Raw genomic sequence first — 16,082 nt, forward strand, 5'->3', positions numbered from 1 at the left:
CGACATCATTGTTGGCGTTGCAAGGCATTCGATATATAAAAAAGGGGCAGCCTGCGCAGGCTGCCCCTTTTTACATCTGGCCGGTGATCACTCTCCGGTCTTGTCCAGCGACACCGTCTTGCTCTCATCGACGGGCAGGCCGAAGATTTGCCGGTAGGCGGCGTAGAACGAGCAATGCATGATGATGGTGAGTATCATCGACAGGGGCATCATCAGCTGCATCATCAGCGGCGTGCGGCCAAAGATGACGGCCAGTAACTGGCTGGTGACGACGCTGATGGCGAACCAGGTGGCGGCGAAGACGATGAAGGCCGACAACGAACGCCAGACGGCGAAAAAGCTGAAGAACAGCGCCTTGCCCAGGCCGGTTTGGCGCCAGTAGATCAGCGGCGCGGCAAAGCAGAAGGCCATGGCGGCGGGCACGTACAGCACGATGGCCAGCAGGATGCCCAGGCCCAGGCGCGAGTCGGGGATGGCGGCGCGTGCCGCTTCTTCCGTCAGTTGCCCCGTGACCAGTTTCCACAGCAAGCCGTCGTCCACCAGGGTCGAGGCGCCGATGGCAACGATGGCCATCAGGATGTACAGCACGCCCAGGCCGAACAGGGAAGGAAACGCGGGTTTGCGGAAGCCCGAAATCAACAGGCTGGGCAGGACGCGCTTGCCCTGGTCGATATTCAGGCAACCTTGCACGAAGGCCACGGAAAACACGGGCACCAGGATGACGGGCAGCAATTGGCCCAGCACGGGCACGATGCTGACGGCCAGCATGCAGAACATATAGCCGAGAAACAGCATCGACATGCCGCCAGGTTGCTTGCGAAACAGGGCGAATCCCTGTTTCACCCATTGCCAACCTGTACTTGCAGGTAATTTTTCCATGTTTAAAACAGTTCCGGAGCAGGTGTGGCGATACGTTCGCGCAGAATGCGTTCGAAATGCGTGGGATCGTGCGGTGTCAGCATTTCCGCTTCGCGCGGCTGGTAATAATCGTACAGGCGCGACAGCCAGAAACGCAGCGCGGCGGCGCGCAGCATCGGTTGCCATGCCGTTTGTTCTTCGTGCGTAAACGGGCGCACGGCCTGGTAGGCGTCGAGCAGGGCGCGCACGCGCACCTTGTCGAGCACGCCCGTGGCCAGGTCCACGCACCAGTCGTTGACGGTGACGGCCACGTCGAACAGCCAGGTGTCGCAGCCGGCAAAGTAAAAGTCGAAAAAGCCCGTCAGGCGCTCGCCGTCAAACATGACGTTGTTGCGGAACAAGTCGGCATGCACGGGACCGCGCGGGATGGCTTTATACGTATCGCAGGCAGCAAAGGCGTCCTGGAAGTGGATTTCCGCGCGCAGCAGGTGCGCCCTGGCATCGTCGAGATGGTGCAAGACCAGCGGCGTGGTGGCGTTCCACCAGTCCAGGCCCCGCAGATTCGGCTGCTGCAGGGGGAAGTCCTGCGCCGCCAGGTGCATCTTCGCCAGCATGGCGCCCACGGCGGCGCAATGCACGGCTTGCGGCGCCATCTGCGAGCTGCCGTCGAGTTTGCTGACGATGGCGGCCGGCTTGCCTTGCAGGGCCGTCACCAGTTCGCCATCGGCATTGGCGATCGGCGCGGGCACCAGCACGCCCCGGTCCGCCAGGTGGCGCATCAGTTGCAGATAGAACGGCAATTGCGCGAAGCTGAGGTTTTCAAAGATCGTCAGCACAAACTCGCCGCGCTCCGTGCTCAGGAAGAAATTGCTGTTTTCGATGCCGGAGGCGATGCCCTTGAGCGCCAGAGGTTTGCCGAGTGGAAACTGCGTGATCCACTGGCCGATATCGTCCAGGTGTAGCGCGGTAAAAACTGCCATGGGAAAGAGAGGAATGGTCTAAAAGGTCAAAAAAAGCCGACTGCCCCCGCGCATGGCCGGGGCAGGGCAGAAGAGAGTGGCTGCTTACTTCGCTGGTGCGGGCGGTGCTGGCGCGTCCGCTGCCTCTTCATCGCGTTGTTTCTGTTTTTTCTTGCCCAGATCAAATTCCAGCACTTTCCATTGCGGGCCGCGCAGGGCGTTGCCGTTGGCCTGGTCGGCGCCGGCGGCCGGCTTCATGTAATAGGTGCTGCCGCCGCTGGTGACTTTCACTTCGCTGGTGACGCCCGCTTCGCGTTTTTCGGTAATCTGCTGCTTGGCGGCGGCCGGCGCCACGGTGATGGGGGCTTCGCCCATTTCCTCGATACGTTCCAGTTGTGGCGGCGCATCGCTCGGTTTGGCCGGCGTCTGGGCGCTGGCAATGGCTGAACATGCCAGCAGGGGCAGGGCGAGGAATGTCCAGAGTGTCGATGTACGCATCATGATGGGTTCGCTTCCATGTGTGGGGCTGCAGCGCGTGCAGTGGTGTAATGCCGTCAATTTATCTATAAGGCATTGTAACAAACTGATAGGCAATGCTGTTTAAATGAACGGAAATGGCTGGCAGCGGCGGCACGCATGCCAGTTCGGGGCCGCCAGGGTGGCAAAAACGCCAGGAACGGCACGTATTGCGGCCGGTGGCGCGGCCCTAAACTCTGCGATAATTGGACGATATTCCACCCGCCCGCCGCTGTACTTCCTGGGCGGGCGCGCTCACCTTATTTTATTGGCATTATGCAAAACACCCTGCTGTTAGTCGACGGTTCCAGTTACCTCTATCGTGCCTTCCATGCGCTGCCCGACCTGCGCAGCCCGGACGGTTACCCCACGGGCGCCATGCATGGCATGGTCAACATGCTGCGCCGCCTGCGCGCCGATTACCCGGCCGCCTACATCGCCTGCGTGTTCGATGCCAAGGGTAAAACTTTCCGCGATGACATGTATCCCGAGTACAAGGCCACGCGCGCCTCGATGCCGGACGACCTGCGGCTGCAGATCGAACCGATCCACGAAGCCGTGCGCGCCATGGGCTGGCCGATTCTGATGGTCGACGGCGTCGAAGCGGACGATGTGATCGGCACCCTGGCCGTGCAGGCGGCCGCCGCCGGCATGAACGTGGTGGTGTCCACGGGCGACAAGGATCTGGCACAGCTGGTCAACAGCCAGGTGATGCTGATCAATACCATGAGCAATGAAAAGCTCGACGAAGCGGCCGTGCTGGCCAAGTTCGGCGTGCCGCCCAACCGCATCATCGATTATCTGTCGCTGATCGGCGATACGGTCGACAACGTGCCGGGCGTGTCGAAATGCGGGCCGAAAACGGCCGTCAAGTGGCTGACCCTGTACGACAGCCTGGAAGGCGTGATGGAAAACGCGGCCAAGGTGGGCGGCGCCGTCGGTGAAAACCTGCGCACGGCCCTGCCATGGCTGCCGCAGGCGCGCGCCTTGATCACCGTCAAGACCGATTGCGATCTGTCCGGCCATATGACGACGATCGCCGATTCGCTGGTGGCGAAACACGAAGACAAGGAAGCGCTGCTGGCCTTCTTCAACCGCTACGGCTTCAAGGCCCTGCTGCGCGAACTGGGCGCCACGCCGCCGCCGATGTCGCCCGTCGGAGCGCCGCCTGCCGCCGGCGTTTCCGTCGTCAACACGACGGGCGACATGTTCGCCGATGCCGCGCCAGCGGTGGAAGCCGAGTATGAAACCGTGCTGACGGATGCCCAGCTCGACAAATGGATCGCGCTGATCGATGCGGCTGCCCTGACGGCCGTCGACACGGAAACCACCTCGCTGGAACCGATGACGGCGCAAATGGTCGGCATTTCCCTCTCCGTGGCCGAGCACGCCGCCTGTTACATCCCGCTGGCCCACGACTACGCGGGCGCGCCGGAACAGTTGACGCGCGAACACGTGCTGGCGAAACTGCGCCCGTGGCTCGAAGATGAAACCAAGCCCAAGCTGGGGCAGAACCTGAAATATGACAGCCACATCTTCGCCAACCATGGCGTGACGTTGCGCGGCATCGCCCACGATACCTTGCTCGAATCGTATGTGTTCGAATCGCACAAGAAACACGACATGGACAGCCTGGCCCTGCGCCACCTGAACTACACGACGATCCCGTTCGAGGACGTGTGCGGCAAGGGCGCCAAGCAGATCACGTTCAATCAAGTCGAGGTGGAGCAGGCGGCAAAGTACGCGGCCGAAGATGCCGACGTCACCTTGCGCCTGCACAATGCCATGTGGGGCAATGTGGCGAACGATGAAAAACTCACCTTCATCTATGAAAAGATCGAAATGCCGACGGCCGTGGTCTTGCAAAAGATCGAGCGCAACGGCGTGCTGATCGACGACGAATTGCTCAACATCCAGTCGGCCGAGCTGGCCGTCAAAATCCTGGAGCTGGAAAAGAAGGCGTATGAACTGGCCGAGCAGCCGTTTAATTTAGGCTCGCCCAAGCAGATCGGCGAAATCTTCTTCGAGAAATTGAAGCTGCCGGTGGTCAAGAAAACCCCGACGGGCGCGCCGTCGACGGATGAAGAAGTGCTGCAAAAGCTGGCCGAGGATTATCCGCTGCCGAAAGTGCTGCTCGAATACCGCGGCATGGCCAAGCTGAAGTCGACGTATACCGATAAATTGCCGAAGATGATCAACGTCACGACGGGCCGCGTGCATACGAACTATGCGCAAGCCGTGGCCGTGACGGGGCGGCTGGCGTCGAACGACCCGAATTTGCAGAATATTCCCATCCGCAGCGCGGAAGGCCGCCGCATCCGCGAAGCGTTCATCGCGCCGCCGGGCAGCCACATCGTTTCGGCCGACTATTCGCAGATCGAATTGCGTATCATGGCGCATATCTCGGGCGATGAAGCCATGCTGCGCGCGTTTGCCGACGGCATCGACATTCACCGCGCTACGGCCGCTGAAATCTTTGGCGTGCCGGCCGCGGAAGTGCAGAGCGAGCAGCGCCGCTACGCCAAGGTCATCAACTTCGGTTTGATCTACGGTATGAGCGCATTCGGCCTGGCCGGTAACCTGGGCGTGGACCGCACGGCCGCGCAAAGCTATATCGACCGTTACTTTGCCCGTTTTTCCGGAGTGAAACAGTACATGGAAGACACGCGCCAGCAAGCCAAGGCGCGCGGCTACGTGGAAACCGTGTTTGGCCGCCGTTTGTGGTTACCGGAAATTAATTCGCCGAACGGCCCGCGCCGCCAGGGCGCGGAACGGGCGGCGATCAACGCGCCGATGCAGGGCACGGCTGCCGACCTCATCAAGCTGGCCATGATCGCCGTGCAAGGCTGGCTGGAAACGGACGGCTTGCAGACGAAGATGATCATGCAGGTGCACGATGAACTGGTGCTGGAAGTGCCGGACGCGGAACTGGAACTGGTCAAGCGCAAGCTGCCGGAACTGATGGCCGGCGTGGCCGCGCTGAAAGTGCCGCTGACGGCCGAGGTAGGCGTAGGCAGGAACTGGGACGAAGCGCATTGATGCTGCGTCGGCTTACGCGGGGCATGCCCCGCTAAGCCGACCTACATGTTGACTCGAGCAATTACCGTAGCCCGAACACATGTTTACTTGAGCAATGACCGTAGGTCGGCTTAGCGCAGCGTAAGCCGACATTGTTTGTCAACTGGGACGAAGCGCATTGATGTTGCGTCGGCTTACGCGGGGCATGCCCCGCTAAGCCGACCTACATGTTTAATTCAGCAATGACCGTAGGCTGAACACATGTTTACTTGAGCAATGACCGTAGGTCGGCTTAGCGCAGCGTAAGCCGACATTGTTTGTCAACACACCCTTCAGGAGTAACGCATGAGCGACATGATCACCGATTGTGAAAGTTTGCTGGGCCAGAGCAGCGTGTCCGGACCGGACGGCCGGCGCGGTTTCCTGAAGGTGGCGCTGGGCGCGGGCTTTGCCGTGGCCGTGCTGCCCGTGGCGGCGCAAAACGTCATCAAGACGGATTCCGCCGGGCTCGTCACGGGCAGCATGTCGGTGATGGTCGATGGCCAGGCCGTGCCCGTGTATGCGGCCCAGCCGGAAGGCAAGACGGGTTTGCCCGTGGTATTGGTCATTTCGGAAATCTTTGGCGTGCATGAACATATCGCCGATATGGCGCGCCGCTTCGCCAAGCAGGGCTACCTGGCGCTGGCGCCCGACCTGTTCGTGCGCCAGGGCGATCCCACCAAGGTGTCCAGCATCCCGGAATTGATGAAAGGCATCATCGCCAAGACGCCGGATGCGCAAGTGATGGCGGACCTCGATGCGGTTGTTGTGTGGGCGAAACAGAATGGCGGCGACACGAGCCGCCTGGGCATCACGGGCTTTTGCTGGGGCGGCCGCATCACGTGGCTGTACGCGGCGCACAATCCGGCCGTCAAGGCGGGCGTGGCCTGGTATGGCCGCCTCGTGGGCGAAGCGACTGCCTTGCAGCCGAGCAACCCCATCGACATCGCCGCCACCTTGAAAGTGCCCGTGCTGGGCTTGTATGGCGGCAAGGATACGGGCATCACGCAGGAATCGATCGCCAAGATGAAGGAGGCGCTGGCCAAGGGCGGCAACCAGTCGGAATTCGTCGTGTATCCCGATGCGGGCCACGCCTTCAATGCCGATTACCGCCCCAGCTATGTGGCGGCCGATGCGAAAGACGGCTATGCGCGCTGCCTGGCCTGGTTCAAAAAGCATGGCGTTGCCTGAGGTTGCAAGCTGAACGTCGCTAAAAGTGCCTGATTGCCACATTTTTTTCCAGAAGTTGCCGCGAAAGGCGCACCGGGCTGTAAAATGCCCGGTTCGCGTCAATGCAGTACAATTGCATCTTCACTGCGCCACGCTGCCGCCAAGCGCGCACAAGATTGAATAATAAGCAACACTATACAGATCAAGCCAGACGCCAGCATTGCGGGCGCCCGTAGGCCGGCGCCATTTTGAGGTAAGAAAATCATCGATCCCGTCCTTATATCCATTTTGCTCGCGACAACGATCGCGGGCGTCTTCAGCATTACTGCGGCGGCGATCTTTTCGTTTGCATTCCTGTCCAAAGTGGTCGAGCGCATGGTCAGCTTGTCCGTCGGCATCATGTTGTCGACGTCCTTGCTGCATGCCTTGCCCGAAGCGTTCGAATCGCAGGCGGACCCGCGCAGCCTGTTCGCCACCTTGCTGGCGGGCTTGCTGGCCTTTTTCATGCTGGAAAAATTCGCCATCCTGCGCCATTCGCACCACCACGAAGGCGACGGCCACCACCATGCGCACGGCCACGACAAGCACGAGGCGGGCAAGGCCGGCTGGATGATCCTCGTCGGCGACGGCATGCACAACTTTACGGACGGCATCCTGATCGCGGCCGCCTTCCTGGCCGACCCGAAGCTGGGCCTGGTCACGGGCCTGGCCATCATCGCGCATGAAATCCCGCAGGAAATCGGCGATTTTATTGTACTGCTCAACGCCGGCTTCTCGCGCCTGCGCGCGTATGTCTTCAATCTGCTGTGCAGCCTGATGGCGGTGGCCGGCGGCCTGCTCGGCTATTTCACCCTGGACCGCGCCAGCAATCTGATCCCGTACGTGCTCGTGTTCGCCTCGTCCGGCTTCATCTATATCGCCTTGTCCGACCTGATGCCGCAGATGCAGCGCCGCGCCACCTTGCGCGAAACCATCCCGCAAGTGCTGCTGATCGCGCTGGGCGTATGTATCGTGCTGTTCCTGACGCATAAGCGCCACGGCGGTTGATGCACTGATTCGGTGCCGCAGTACCACTTATGCTATATTGCCTTTCTGACTAACTTGCACAGAAAGGAGGAAAATATCATGGAAGAAAACTTGTTGCTCGCCTTGTGGCGCGCACGCTCTTTTAGCGCATTTGCCAGCTCTTGCCCACGTTCTATCGCGCTGCGATAACCTGGCCAGAGCAAAGTTACCCTCCTCTACGAGTCCTTTCCTGGTACTCCGTTGTCGTTAGCGCTCCTGTTAACGCGGATGCTTGCATCCCGAACAAAGACAAGAGCCATGACTACCCTGATTTCTACCCAAGCTTTACAACTGGATACCCACGACGGTTTCCTCTTCAACGAACTCGCCTTTACCTTGCGCCAGGGCGACCGCATCGGCCTGATCGGCCACAATGGCTGCGGCAAATCCACCTTGCTGGGCTTGCTCAGCGGCACACGGGAAGCCACTGCCGGCACCATCCACTATGCCCGTGCCTGCCGCCTGCAGCACGTGGAGCAGCATTTGCCGGCCGAACTTGCCAGCCTGAGCCTGTACGACGCCTTGCTGGCGCCCGTGCTGGAGCAGCCCGAGCTGCATTGGCGTGTCGACAGCCTGCTGGCCGAGTTAGGCTTCGAGCACGAGACGGCGCAAGTGCCCGTGCATTCCCTGTCCGGCGGCCAGCACACGCGCCTGCTGCTGGGGCGCGCCCTGCTGCAGGAGCCGAACGTGCTGCTGCTCGACGAGCCGAGCAATCATCTGGACTTGCCGTCGCTGCTGTGGCTGGAGCAATTCCTGCTGCGCTGGCGCGGCGCCTTCATCCTCGTCTCGCACGACCAGCGCCTGCTCGACAACGTGGCCACGCGCAGCTGGATTTTGCGCGATAGCCGCCTCTACGATTTCGACTTGCCGTGCGGCCCCGCGCTGGCGGCCCTGGCCGAAGCCGATCTTGCCGCTGCCGCCCGCCATGCGGCCGAACAGAAGGAAATCGACCGCCTGTCCGCCAGCAGCGCCCGCCTGGCCCTGTGGGGCCGCACCTACGACAATGAAGACCTGGCGCGCAAGGCCAAGACCATGCAGCGGCGCATCGACAAATTGAAGGATGCGCAATCATTCGTCAGCGATGGCGCACCGTGGCGTTTGAGTTTGCGCGGCAAGCCGCTGGCGGCCGACCAGTTGCTGGCGCTGGACGCCCTGGACGTGCGCGCCGTGCCCGCTTCCCCGCTGTTGTTCCACACCGGTCAGCTGTGGCTGAAACCGGGCGACCGGGTCGCCTTGCTGGGTGCCAACGGCAGCGGCAAGTCGTCCTTGCTGCGCCTGTGCTGGCAAGCGATCCAGGAACAGGAGGAGCGGGCGGACTTGCGCTGGCACCACGCCGCCAACATCGGCTATTACGACCAGTCGCTCAGGCAACTGGCCGATACGGCCGATTTATCCGACGCCCTGTACCCGTTTGCCGTGCAGAACGAAGCGGCGCGCAGCCAGGTGGCGCGCAAGCAAGCGTTGATCTCGGCCGGTTTCCCGTATGCGCGCCATGGCCAGACGGTGGCGACCCTGAGCGGCGGCGAGCGGGCGCGGCTGTTGTTCCTGGGGCTGTCCCTGGCCAGCTATCATTTATTGTTGCTCGATGAACCCAGCAACCACCTGGACATGCAGGGTAAGGCGGAGCTGGGGCAAGCCTTGCGCGGCTTTGAAGGAGCTTGTTTGCTGGTGTCGCACGACCGCGACCTGATCGAAACGGCCTGCAACCGTTTTTGGGTGGTGGCCGACGGCCGGCTGGAAGAGTGGCCGGACGCCGGCAGCGCGTATGCACGCCTGAGTGCCGAGGATGGACAGGCGCCGTTGCCGGTGCCGCGCGTGGAAAGCGCACCGCTTGTGCCAGGGCAAACTGATGTGGATCAACAGCTGGAGCGCTTGTGCGAACTGGAGCAATTGCTGGCGGAAGACCTGGAGAGAAAACCGCGCCACCAGAAGCCGGCCAGCCAGCAGGCGTGGCAGGCGGAACTGGCGCAGTTGAATCAATCGCTGGGGATAAGTTCATAGTTATCCACGGGTAAAAAAATGGCGGACCATCTGGTCCGCCATTTTTTAATTGCCCGTCGCCACCGGCCGCGCCGGATCGGCGCACCATTCGCTCCACGAGCCCGGATACAGGGCCGCGCCAGGTAAACCGGCCACTTCCAGGGCCAGCAGGTTGTGGCACGCCGTCACGCCGGAGCCGCACTGCATGACGGCCGCTTGCGGTGCGTCAAACAGGGCGCTGAAATCGCGCCGCAGTGCTTCCGCGCTTTTAAAGCGGCCGTCCGCCTGCAGGTTATCCTTGAAGAAACGGTTTTTCGCGCCCGGGATGTGGCCGCCCACGGGGTCGATGGTTTCGTTTTCGCCCCGGTAGCGGTCGGGGGCGCGCGCATCGATCACCGTCAAGGCTTGCGTTTCCAGGTTGGCGATGACGTCCTGCACGCTGACCGTGCGCGTCAGGCTGGCCTTTTCCGTCAGCTTGCCGGCAGGGCGTGGCGCCACGGGCGTGACCAGCGGCAAGCCCTGTGCCTGCCAGGCGGCCAGGCCGCCGTCGAGCACGGCCACATTCGGATGGCCGACCCAGCGCAGCAGCCACCACAAACGGGCGGCGAACATGCCGCCCTGGCCATCGTACGCCACCACTTGCGTGTCGTCATTGATACCCCAGCCGCGCAGGGTGGCCAGCAGGGCGTTGCGGTCGGGCAAGGGATGCCGTCCCGTAAATTGGGGGCCACGGGCCGTCTTGGGGCCGGACAGGGCCGTGTCGATGTCGGCGAATTGCGCGTTCTGGATATGCCCGGCGGCAAACGCGTCGCTGCCCGCTGCCGGGTTGAGCAAGTCGTGGCGGCAATCGAGGATGACCCAGTGGCTGTCATTCAGGTGGCTGGCCAGTTCGCTGGCCTGGATCAAGGTGGTGTACATCAGGAATGCTCCTTTACACTTCGCTGGCGATGGGATCCGTGCGCGCGATGGCGGCGCCACGGGCCGTGTTGCGGGTATTGTAATAGGTGGCGGCGATGCCCGAGGCGAGGATGATGGCGATGCCCGTCCAGCCGTGCCAGTCGAACAGGTCGCCGAAGATCACCACGCCCCAGAAGCTGGAAAAGACGATGCCTGTGTATTGCAAATTGGCAACCACGAGGGTCTTGCCCAGGCGATAGGAGCGCGTCATGGCCATCTGCGCCATGGTGGCGCACAAGCCGATGGCGGCCAGCAAGCCGATGCCGTAGGCGCTCGTGTGCATGTGCCAGACGACGGGGCCGCCGCCGGCGCTGGCCACGTGGCCGATCACGCCGGCCAGGAAATTGACGACCGAGAAATAGAACACGACCCGGTATTCGGGCTCGCCCAGCAAGCCCAGTTTGCGCACCTGCAAGTAGGCGAGGGCCGACAGCATGCCGGAAATCAATGCCGTGATGGCGCCGGCCAGCTGGTCCGTCTCGAACACCGGTTGCAGCAGCAACGTCACGCCGACAAAGCTCATGGCAATGGCCGCCACCAGCGGCCACTCGACCTGTTGCATGCCTTTCCACCAGCCGCCAGCCAGCAGGATGACGGCGATCCAGATGGGCGCCATGTAATTGAGGGTCATGGCCGTGGCAAGCGGCAGGATGGCGATGGCATAAAACCACAGCCACAGGGCGATCACGCCCACCACGCCGCGCCACAGATGCTGGCCCGGCATCGTGGTTTTAAAGCTGCCGCCCTGGTACAGAATCGTGCAGCTCATGACGAGCATGCCGATGATGCCGCGGTACATGACGATTTCGGACGTCGAATACAGATCCGACGCCAGTTTCACGCACACGCCCATGATGGCGAACATAAAGCTGGCAAACAGCATCCAAAGTGACTGCATGAGTAATCCTGACGATGAAAATGAAAAAGGCCGCGCAATGCGGCCCCTTGAGGAATTACAGTTCGATATTGCTGCGGTACCACTCGTGGAAATGCTGCATGCCGTCTTCCATGGGCGATTGGTAAGGGCCCACTTCGTTCACGCCGCGCGCAATCAGGACCTTGCGGCCCGCATCCATGCGCTGGGCGATTTCATCGTCCTCGACACAGGTTTCCATGTAGGCAGCCCGTTCCGCTTCGACGAAGTCGCGCTCGAACAGTACGATTTCTTCCGGGTAATAGAACTCTACCACGTTGCGCGTTTTTTGCGGGCCGTCGGGCCACAGGGTCGAGACGACCAGCACGTGCGGATACCATTCGACCATGATGTTCGGATACAAGGTCAGCCAGATGGCACCATACGGCGGCGCTTCGCCGCCGCGGAATTGCAGCACCTGCTCCTGCCATTTCTTGTAGGCAGGCGAGCCGGCCTGCTGCAGGCCGCGGTGCACGCCCACCGTCTGCACGCTGTAATCCTTGCCGAATTCCCAGCGCAGGTCGTCGCAGCTGACGAAGCTGCCCAGGCCCGGGTGGAACGGTTCGACGTGATAATCCTCGAGGTAGACTTCGATGAAGGTCTTCCAGTTGTAGTCGCACTCGTGGATTTCCACGTGGTCGAACATGTAGCCGGAAAAATCGAGGTCTTTCGAGACGGACAAATCTTTCAATTTTTCCATCACGTTGTAGCCATTTTGCTCGAACAGCAAGCCATTCCAGCTTTGCAGCGGCGTTTTCGACAGGTTCAGGCACGGCGTCTCGGGGAAATGCGGCGCGCCGATCAATTCACCCTTGAGGTCGTAGGTCCAGCGGTGCAGCGGGCAGACGATGTTATTTGCGTTGCCGCGGCCATTGAACATCAGCGCCTGCCGGTGGCGGCACACGTTGGACAGCACTTCGATGCCATTGGCGTTGCGCACGAGCATGCGCCCTTCGTTCTCAGACGCCAGGGTCGCAAAATCGCCGGTTTCCGGCACCATCAGCTCGTGCCCGACATAGCGCGGGCCGGCTTGGAACAATTGCTGCATTTCACGCTGCAACAGCGTTTCGTCAAAATAGACGTGGACCGGAAGTTGCGCGTTTGAACGCGCCAGCTTGGCGTGAGTAGCCAGATCGGACATCCCAACCCCCATAAATGTACAACGGTCAGCAGTGCCCCAGGCCATTCCCTGGGCAACCGCTACAGAGAGAAAGAATCCGCAAAGACCTGAATTCAAATTTGTTGAAACGGTATTTCGGACAGAACCGGCGATTATAGCGCGTATCGGCCTCGGCATTATCAAACCCGCCCGGTAAATGCACTACTTTAATGAGAAACATTGTCATTTGGCGTGCAATTTCCGGTAGCAAGGGGCGATTCGGCTAAAATCCACTGACAAGCTGGCAACGCTATTGACTTTGAGCGCGCCGATTGCGCTTAAGTTTTCACTTAATAGTGTGGTTTGTTCTAAAATAACGCTTCTATACTGGCCGGGAGTCCCCGGCGTCTCCCTACAAGCCCCTCGTGCCACGAAGAGATCTGAGTCTATGTCGAAGAAATTAACTGCCGCTGCCGCAGCGCCGGCCTCGTTTGAAGAGGCGATGGCGGAACTGGCGCAGCTGGTAACGCAAATGGAAGCGGGCCAGTTGCCGCTGGAAGCATCGGTCGCGGCGTACCAGCGCGGCTCGGAACTGGTCAAGTATTGCGCTACCCAGCTCGACAGTGTCGAAGCGCAGGTGAAAGTACTGGAAGGCGACATGTTGAAACCGTTCGTGGATGCCGGCGAGGCCGCCCAATGATGGCCAATGTGCAACAAGACAGCGTGACCTTCGGCGACTGGATGCAAGCGACCCAGTCCGGCGTGGAAGGCCGGCTCGACCAATTCCTGCCGGCGGCAGACGTCGTGCCGCACAAGCTGCACGCGGCCATGCGCTACGCGCTGCTGGGCGGTGGCAAGCGCGTGCGCCCGCTGCTGGTGATGGCGGCCGGCGAACTGTTTGACGCCGATCAAGACACGCTCGCGCGCGCAGCTTGCGCGCTGGAAATGATTCACGTGTATTCGCTCGTGCATGACGACATGCCGTGCATGGATGACGATGCCTTGCGCCGTGGCAAGCCCACCGTGCACATCGCCTATGATGAAGCGACGGCCCTGCTGGTCGGCGACGCGCTGCAATCGCAGGCCTTCATGCTGCTGGCCGACGGCGCGGCGATTCTTCCCGCGCGGCAGATGGCGATGATCCGGCTGCTGGCGCACGCTTCCGGTTCCGCAGGCATGTGCGGCGGCCAGGCGATCGACCTCGACAGCGTCGGCCTGGCCTTGACCTTGCCGCAGCTGGAACAGATGCATCAACTGAAAACGGGCGCCTTGCTGCGCGCAGCCGTGATCCTCGGCGCGCTGGCGGGCAAGGATTTGACGGCGGACGAGATGTCGGCGCTGAACGCGTATGCGCGCGCCGTCGGGCTGGCGTTCCAGGTGGTCGACGACGTGCTCGACGCGACGGCCGATTCGGCCACCCTGGGCAAGACGGCGGGCAAGGATGCTGCCGCCAACAAGCCTACCTACGTATCGATACTGGGGCTGGAACCATCGCGGGCCCTGGCAGAACAATTGCGGTGCGACGCCCATGCGGCGCTGGCGCCATTCGGGGACAAGGCACGCCGTTTGCGCGAGCTGGCGGACCTGGTCGTGCAGCGGAAGGCATAAATGAAACTGTTAGAAACCATCAATGAACCAGCGCAAGTGCGCAAGCTGGCCCGCTCGCAACTGGTGCCGCTGGCGCAGGAATTGCGCAGCTTCCTGCTCGATTCCGTTTCCAAGACGGGCGGCCATCTGTCGTCCAATCTGGGCACGGTCGAGCTGACCGTCGCGCTGCACTACGTCTTCAACACGCCGCACGACCGCATCGTCTGGGACGTGGGCCACCAGACCTATTCGCACAAGATCCTGACGGGCCGCCGCGAGCGCATGCACACCTTGCGCCAGAAAGACGGCATTTCCGGCTTCCCGAAACGCGACGAGAGCGAATACGACACCTTCGGCACGGCGCACTCGTCGACGTCGATCTCGGCCGCGCTGGGCATGGCCCAGGCCGCCAAGATCAAGGGCGATCCGCTGCATGCGATCGCCGTGATCGGCGACGGCTCGATGACGGCCGGCATGGCCTTCGAGGCGATGAACAATGCGGGCGTGCAGGAAGACGTCAACCTGCTGGTGATCCTGAACGACAACGACATGTCGATCTCGCCGCCCGTGGGCGCCCTGAACCGCCACCTGGCGCGATTGATGTCGGGCCAGTTCTATGCGGCGGCGAAAAATGTCGGCAAGTCCGTTTTGCCCGGCCCCGTGCTGGAACTGGCGAAGCGCTTCGAAGAGCACGCCAAGGGCATGGTCGTGCCCGCCACCATGTTCGAGGAATTCGGTTTCAATTACATCGGCCCCATCGACGGCCACGACCTCGATTCGCTGATCCCGACCTTGCAAAACATCAAGCAATTGAAGGGCCCGCAATTCCTGCACGTGGTGACCAAGAAGGGGCAGGGCTACAAGCTGGCCGAAGCGGAACCGATCCTGTACCACGGCACGCCGAAGTTCAATCCCTTGGAAGGCATCAAGCCGGCCACGGCACCGGGCAAGATGACGTACACGGAAGTGTTCGGCAACTGGCTGTGCGACATGGCGGCGCACGACAAGCGCCTGGTGGGCATCACGCCGGCCATGCGCGAAGGCTCGGGCATGGTCAAGTTCGAACAGCAATTCCCGAACCGCTATTTCGACGTCGGTATCGCCGAGCAGCATTCCGTGACGTTTGGCGCCGGCCTGGCCTGCGAAGGCTTGAAACCCGTCGTGGCCATTTACTCGACCTTTTTGCAGCGCGCCTACGACCAGCTGATCCACGACGTGGCCCTGCAAAACCTGGACGTGACGTTCGCGCTGGACCGTGCCGGCCTGGTGGGCGCCGACGGCGCCACGCACGCGGGCAATTACGACATGGCGTTCCTGCGCTGCATCCCGAACATGGTCGTCATGGCTGCGTCCGATGAAAACGAATGCCGCCAAATGCTGACGACGGGCTACCATTATCCGGGCCCCGCCGCCATCCGCTATCCGCGCGGCGCCGGTGCCGGCGTGGCCATCGTGCCGGAACTGACCAGCATCGAGATCGGCAAGGGCGAGATCAAGCGTCACGGCAAGCGCATCGCCATCCTGGCCTTCGGTTCGATGGTGGCGCCGAGCGTGGCGGCCGGTGACAAGCTCGACGCGACGGTGGCCAACATGCGCTTCGTCAAGCCGCTCGACGTGGCACTGGTGAAGCAGCTTGCTGCCGAGCATGATTACCTGGTGACGGTGGAAGAGGGCTGCATCATGGGCGGCGCCGGTTCGGCCGTGGCCGAAGCGCTGGCGGCGGAAGGCATCGTCAAGCCTATCCTGATGCTGGGCTTGCCCGACACCTTCATCGACCATGGCGACCCCGTGCAACTGCTGAAAAGCGTGGGCCTGGACGCCACCGGCATCGCCGCGTCGATCGAGCAGCGTTTTGGCGGCTCCCAGCCGCGCCTGGCTGTCGTCAGCTAAGTTGGCTTACAGAATGAAAAGCGGCACTGCG

The 16,082-nt window shown here is 61.8% G+C and carries 14 protein-coding genes; 7 read left to right on the forward strand and 7 right to left on the reverse strand.

Going from position 1 to position 16,082, the window contains the following annotated elements; genetic code table 11:
* Window positions 1–87: 87 nt before the first annotated feature.
* The 3 genes from D9M09_RS01995 to D9M09_RS02005 all read right to left on the reverse strand — a co-directional run bounded on the left by D9M09_RS01995 (window position 88) and on the right by D9M09_RS02005 (window position 2,318).
* The gene (locus tag D9M09_RS01995; protein ID WP_070290041.1) at window positions 88–879 is read right to left on the reverse strand and encodes a BPSS1780 family membrane protein; all 792 of its coding nucleotides are present in this window, start codon (window positions 877–879) and stop codon (window positions 88–90) included.
* 2 nt (window positions 880–881) lie between these two features.
* Entirely contained in the window at window positions 882–1,838 is a 957-nt protein-coding gene (locus tag D9M09_RS02000) for a homoserine kinase (RefSeq protein ID WP_121668459.1), read from the reverse strand.
* Between the two features lie 84 nt (window positions 1,839–1,922).
* The gene (locus D9M09_RS02005; protein WP_070222654.1) at window positions 1,923–2,318 is read right to left on the reverse strand and encodes a hypothetical protein; all 396 of its coding nucleotides are present in this window, start codon (window positions 2,316–2,318) and stop codon (window positions 1,923–1,925) included.
* 291 nt (window positions 2,319–2,609) lie between these two features.
* On the opposite strand from D9M09_RS02005, the gene polA reads away from it, so the two are divergent.
* Together polA and D9M09_RS02015 are read left to right on the forward strand one after the other, a co-directional pair.
* Complete coding sequence (gene polA / locus D9M09_RS02010; protein WP_070290044.1) at window positions 2,610–5,372, forward strand: DNA polymerase I; 2,763 nt, start codon at window positions 2,610–2,612, stop codon at window positions 5,370–5,372.
* A 324-nt stretch (window positions 5,373–5,696) separates the two neighbouring features.
* Window positions 5,697–6,581: a dienelactone hydrolase family protein gene (locus D9M09_RS02015; RefSeq protein WP_121668460.1), complete on the forward strand. Its 885-nt coding sequence runs from the start codon at window positions 5,697–5,699 to the stop codon at window positions 6,579–6,581.
* A gap of 98 nt (window positions 6,582–6,679) precedes the next feature.
* On the opposite strand, the gene D9M09_RS28720 is transcribed toward D9M09_RS02015, so the two are convergent.
* Window positions 6,680–6,961, reverse strand: coding sequence for a hypothetical protein (locus tag D9M09_RS28720; protein WP_162995517.1), 282 nt, complete (start codon window positions 6,959–6,961; stop codon window positions 6,680–6,682).
* Here D9M09_RS28720 and D9M09_RS02020 point away from each other — a divergent pair.
* Together D9M09_RS02020 and D9M09_RS02025 are read left to right on the forward strand one after the other, a co-directional pair.
* Window positions 6,849–7,607 carry a ZIP family metal transporter gene (locus D9M09_RS02020; protein WP_070222636.1) on the forward strand — a complete coding sequence of 253 codons (759 nt, stop codon included), beginning with the start codon at window positions 6,849–6,851 and terminating at the stop codon, window positions 7,605–7,607. The two genes, D9M09_RS28720 and D9M09_RS02020, sit on opposite strands and share 113 nt — an antisense overlap.
* Before the next feature lie 276 nt (window positions 7,608–7,883).
* Window positions 7,884–9,626 (forward strand): ABC-F family ATP-binding cassette domain-containing protein, encoded by a 1,743-nt coding sequence (locus D9M09_RS02025; protein ID WP_121668461.1) that lies wholly within the window; start codon window positions 7,884–7,886, stop codon window positions 9,624–9,626.
* A 45-nt stretch (window positions 9,627–9,671) separates the two neighbouring features.
* Here D9M09_RS02025 and D9M09_RS02030 read toward each other — a convergent pair whose 3' ends face one another.
* The 3 genes from D9M09_RS02030 to D9M09_RS02040 are packed head-to-tail and all read right to left on the reverse strand — an operon-like array spanning window position 9,672 to window position 12,616.
* On the reverse strand, window positions 9,672–10,523 hold the full coding sequence (locus D9M09_RS02030) for a sulfurtransferase (RefSeq protein WP_121668462.1): 852 nt from the start codon (window positions 10,521–10,523) through the stop codon (window positions 9,672–9,674).
* A gap of 13 nt (window positions 10,524–10,536) precedes the next feature.
* Window positions 10,537–11,460, reverse strand: a complete 924-nt coding sequence (locus tag D9M09_RS02035) for a DMT family transporter (RefSeq protein ID WP_121668463.1) — start codon at window positions 11,458–11,460, stop codon at window positions 10,537–10,539.
* Window positions 11,461–11,515: 55 nt separating this feature from the next.
* Window positions 11,516–12,616, reverse strand: coding sequence for an aromatic ring-hydroxylating oxygenase subunit alpha (locus D9M09_RS02040; RefSeq protein ID WP_070222628.1), 1,101 nt, complete (start codon window positions 12,614–12,616; stop codon window positions 11,516–11,518).
* 406 nt (window positions 12,617–13,022) lie between these two features.
* Here D9M09_RS02040 and D9M09_RS02045 point away from each other — a divergent pair, with 406 nt between their 5' ends.
* From D9M09_RS02045 to dxs, 3 genes are read left to right on the forward strand one after another with little or no spacing between them, the layout of a single operon-like run.
* The gene (locus tag D9M09_RS02045; protein ID WP_046683420.1) at window positions 13,023–13,274 is read left to right on the forward strand and encodes an exodeoxyribonuclease VII small subunit; all 252 of its coding nucleotides are present in this window, start codon (window positions 13,023–13,025) and stop codon (window positions 13,272–13,274) included.
* Complete coding sequence (locus D9M09_RS02050; RefSeq protein WP_240453529.1) at window positions 13,271–14,182, forward strand: polyprenyl synthetase family protein; 912 nt, start codon at window positions 13,271–13,273, stop codon at window positions 14,180–14,182. Before D9M09_RS02045 ends, D9M09_RS02050 begins: the two co-directional genes overlap by 4 nt.
* Entirely contained in the window at window positions 14,183–16,051 is a 1,869-nt protein-coding gene (gene dxs, locus D9M09_RS02055) for a 1-deoxy-D-xylulose-5-phosphate synthase (protein ID WP_121668464.1), read from the forward strand.
* Window positions 16,052–16,082 lie beyond the last annotated feature (31 nt).

It is taken from the genome of Janthinobacterium agaricidamnosum (genome assembly GCF_003667705.1).
Taxonomy (GTDB): domain Bacteria; phylum Pseudomonadota; class Gammaproteobacteria; order Burkholderiales; family Burkholderiaceae_D; genus Janthinobacterium.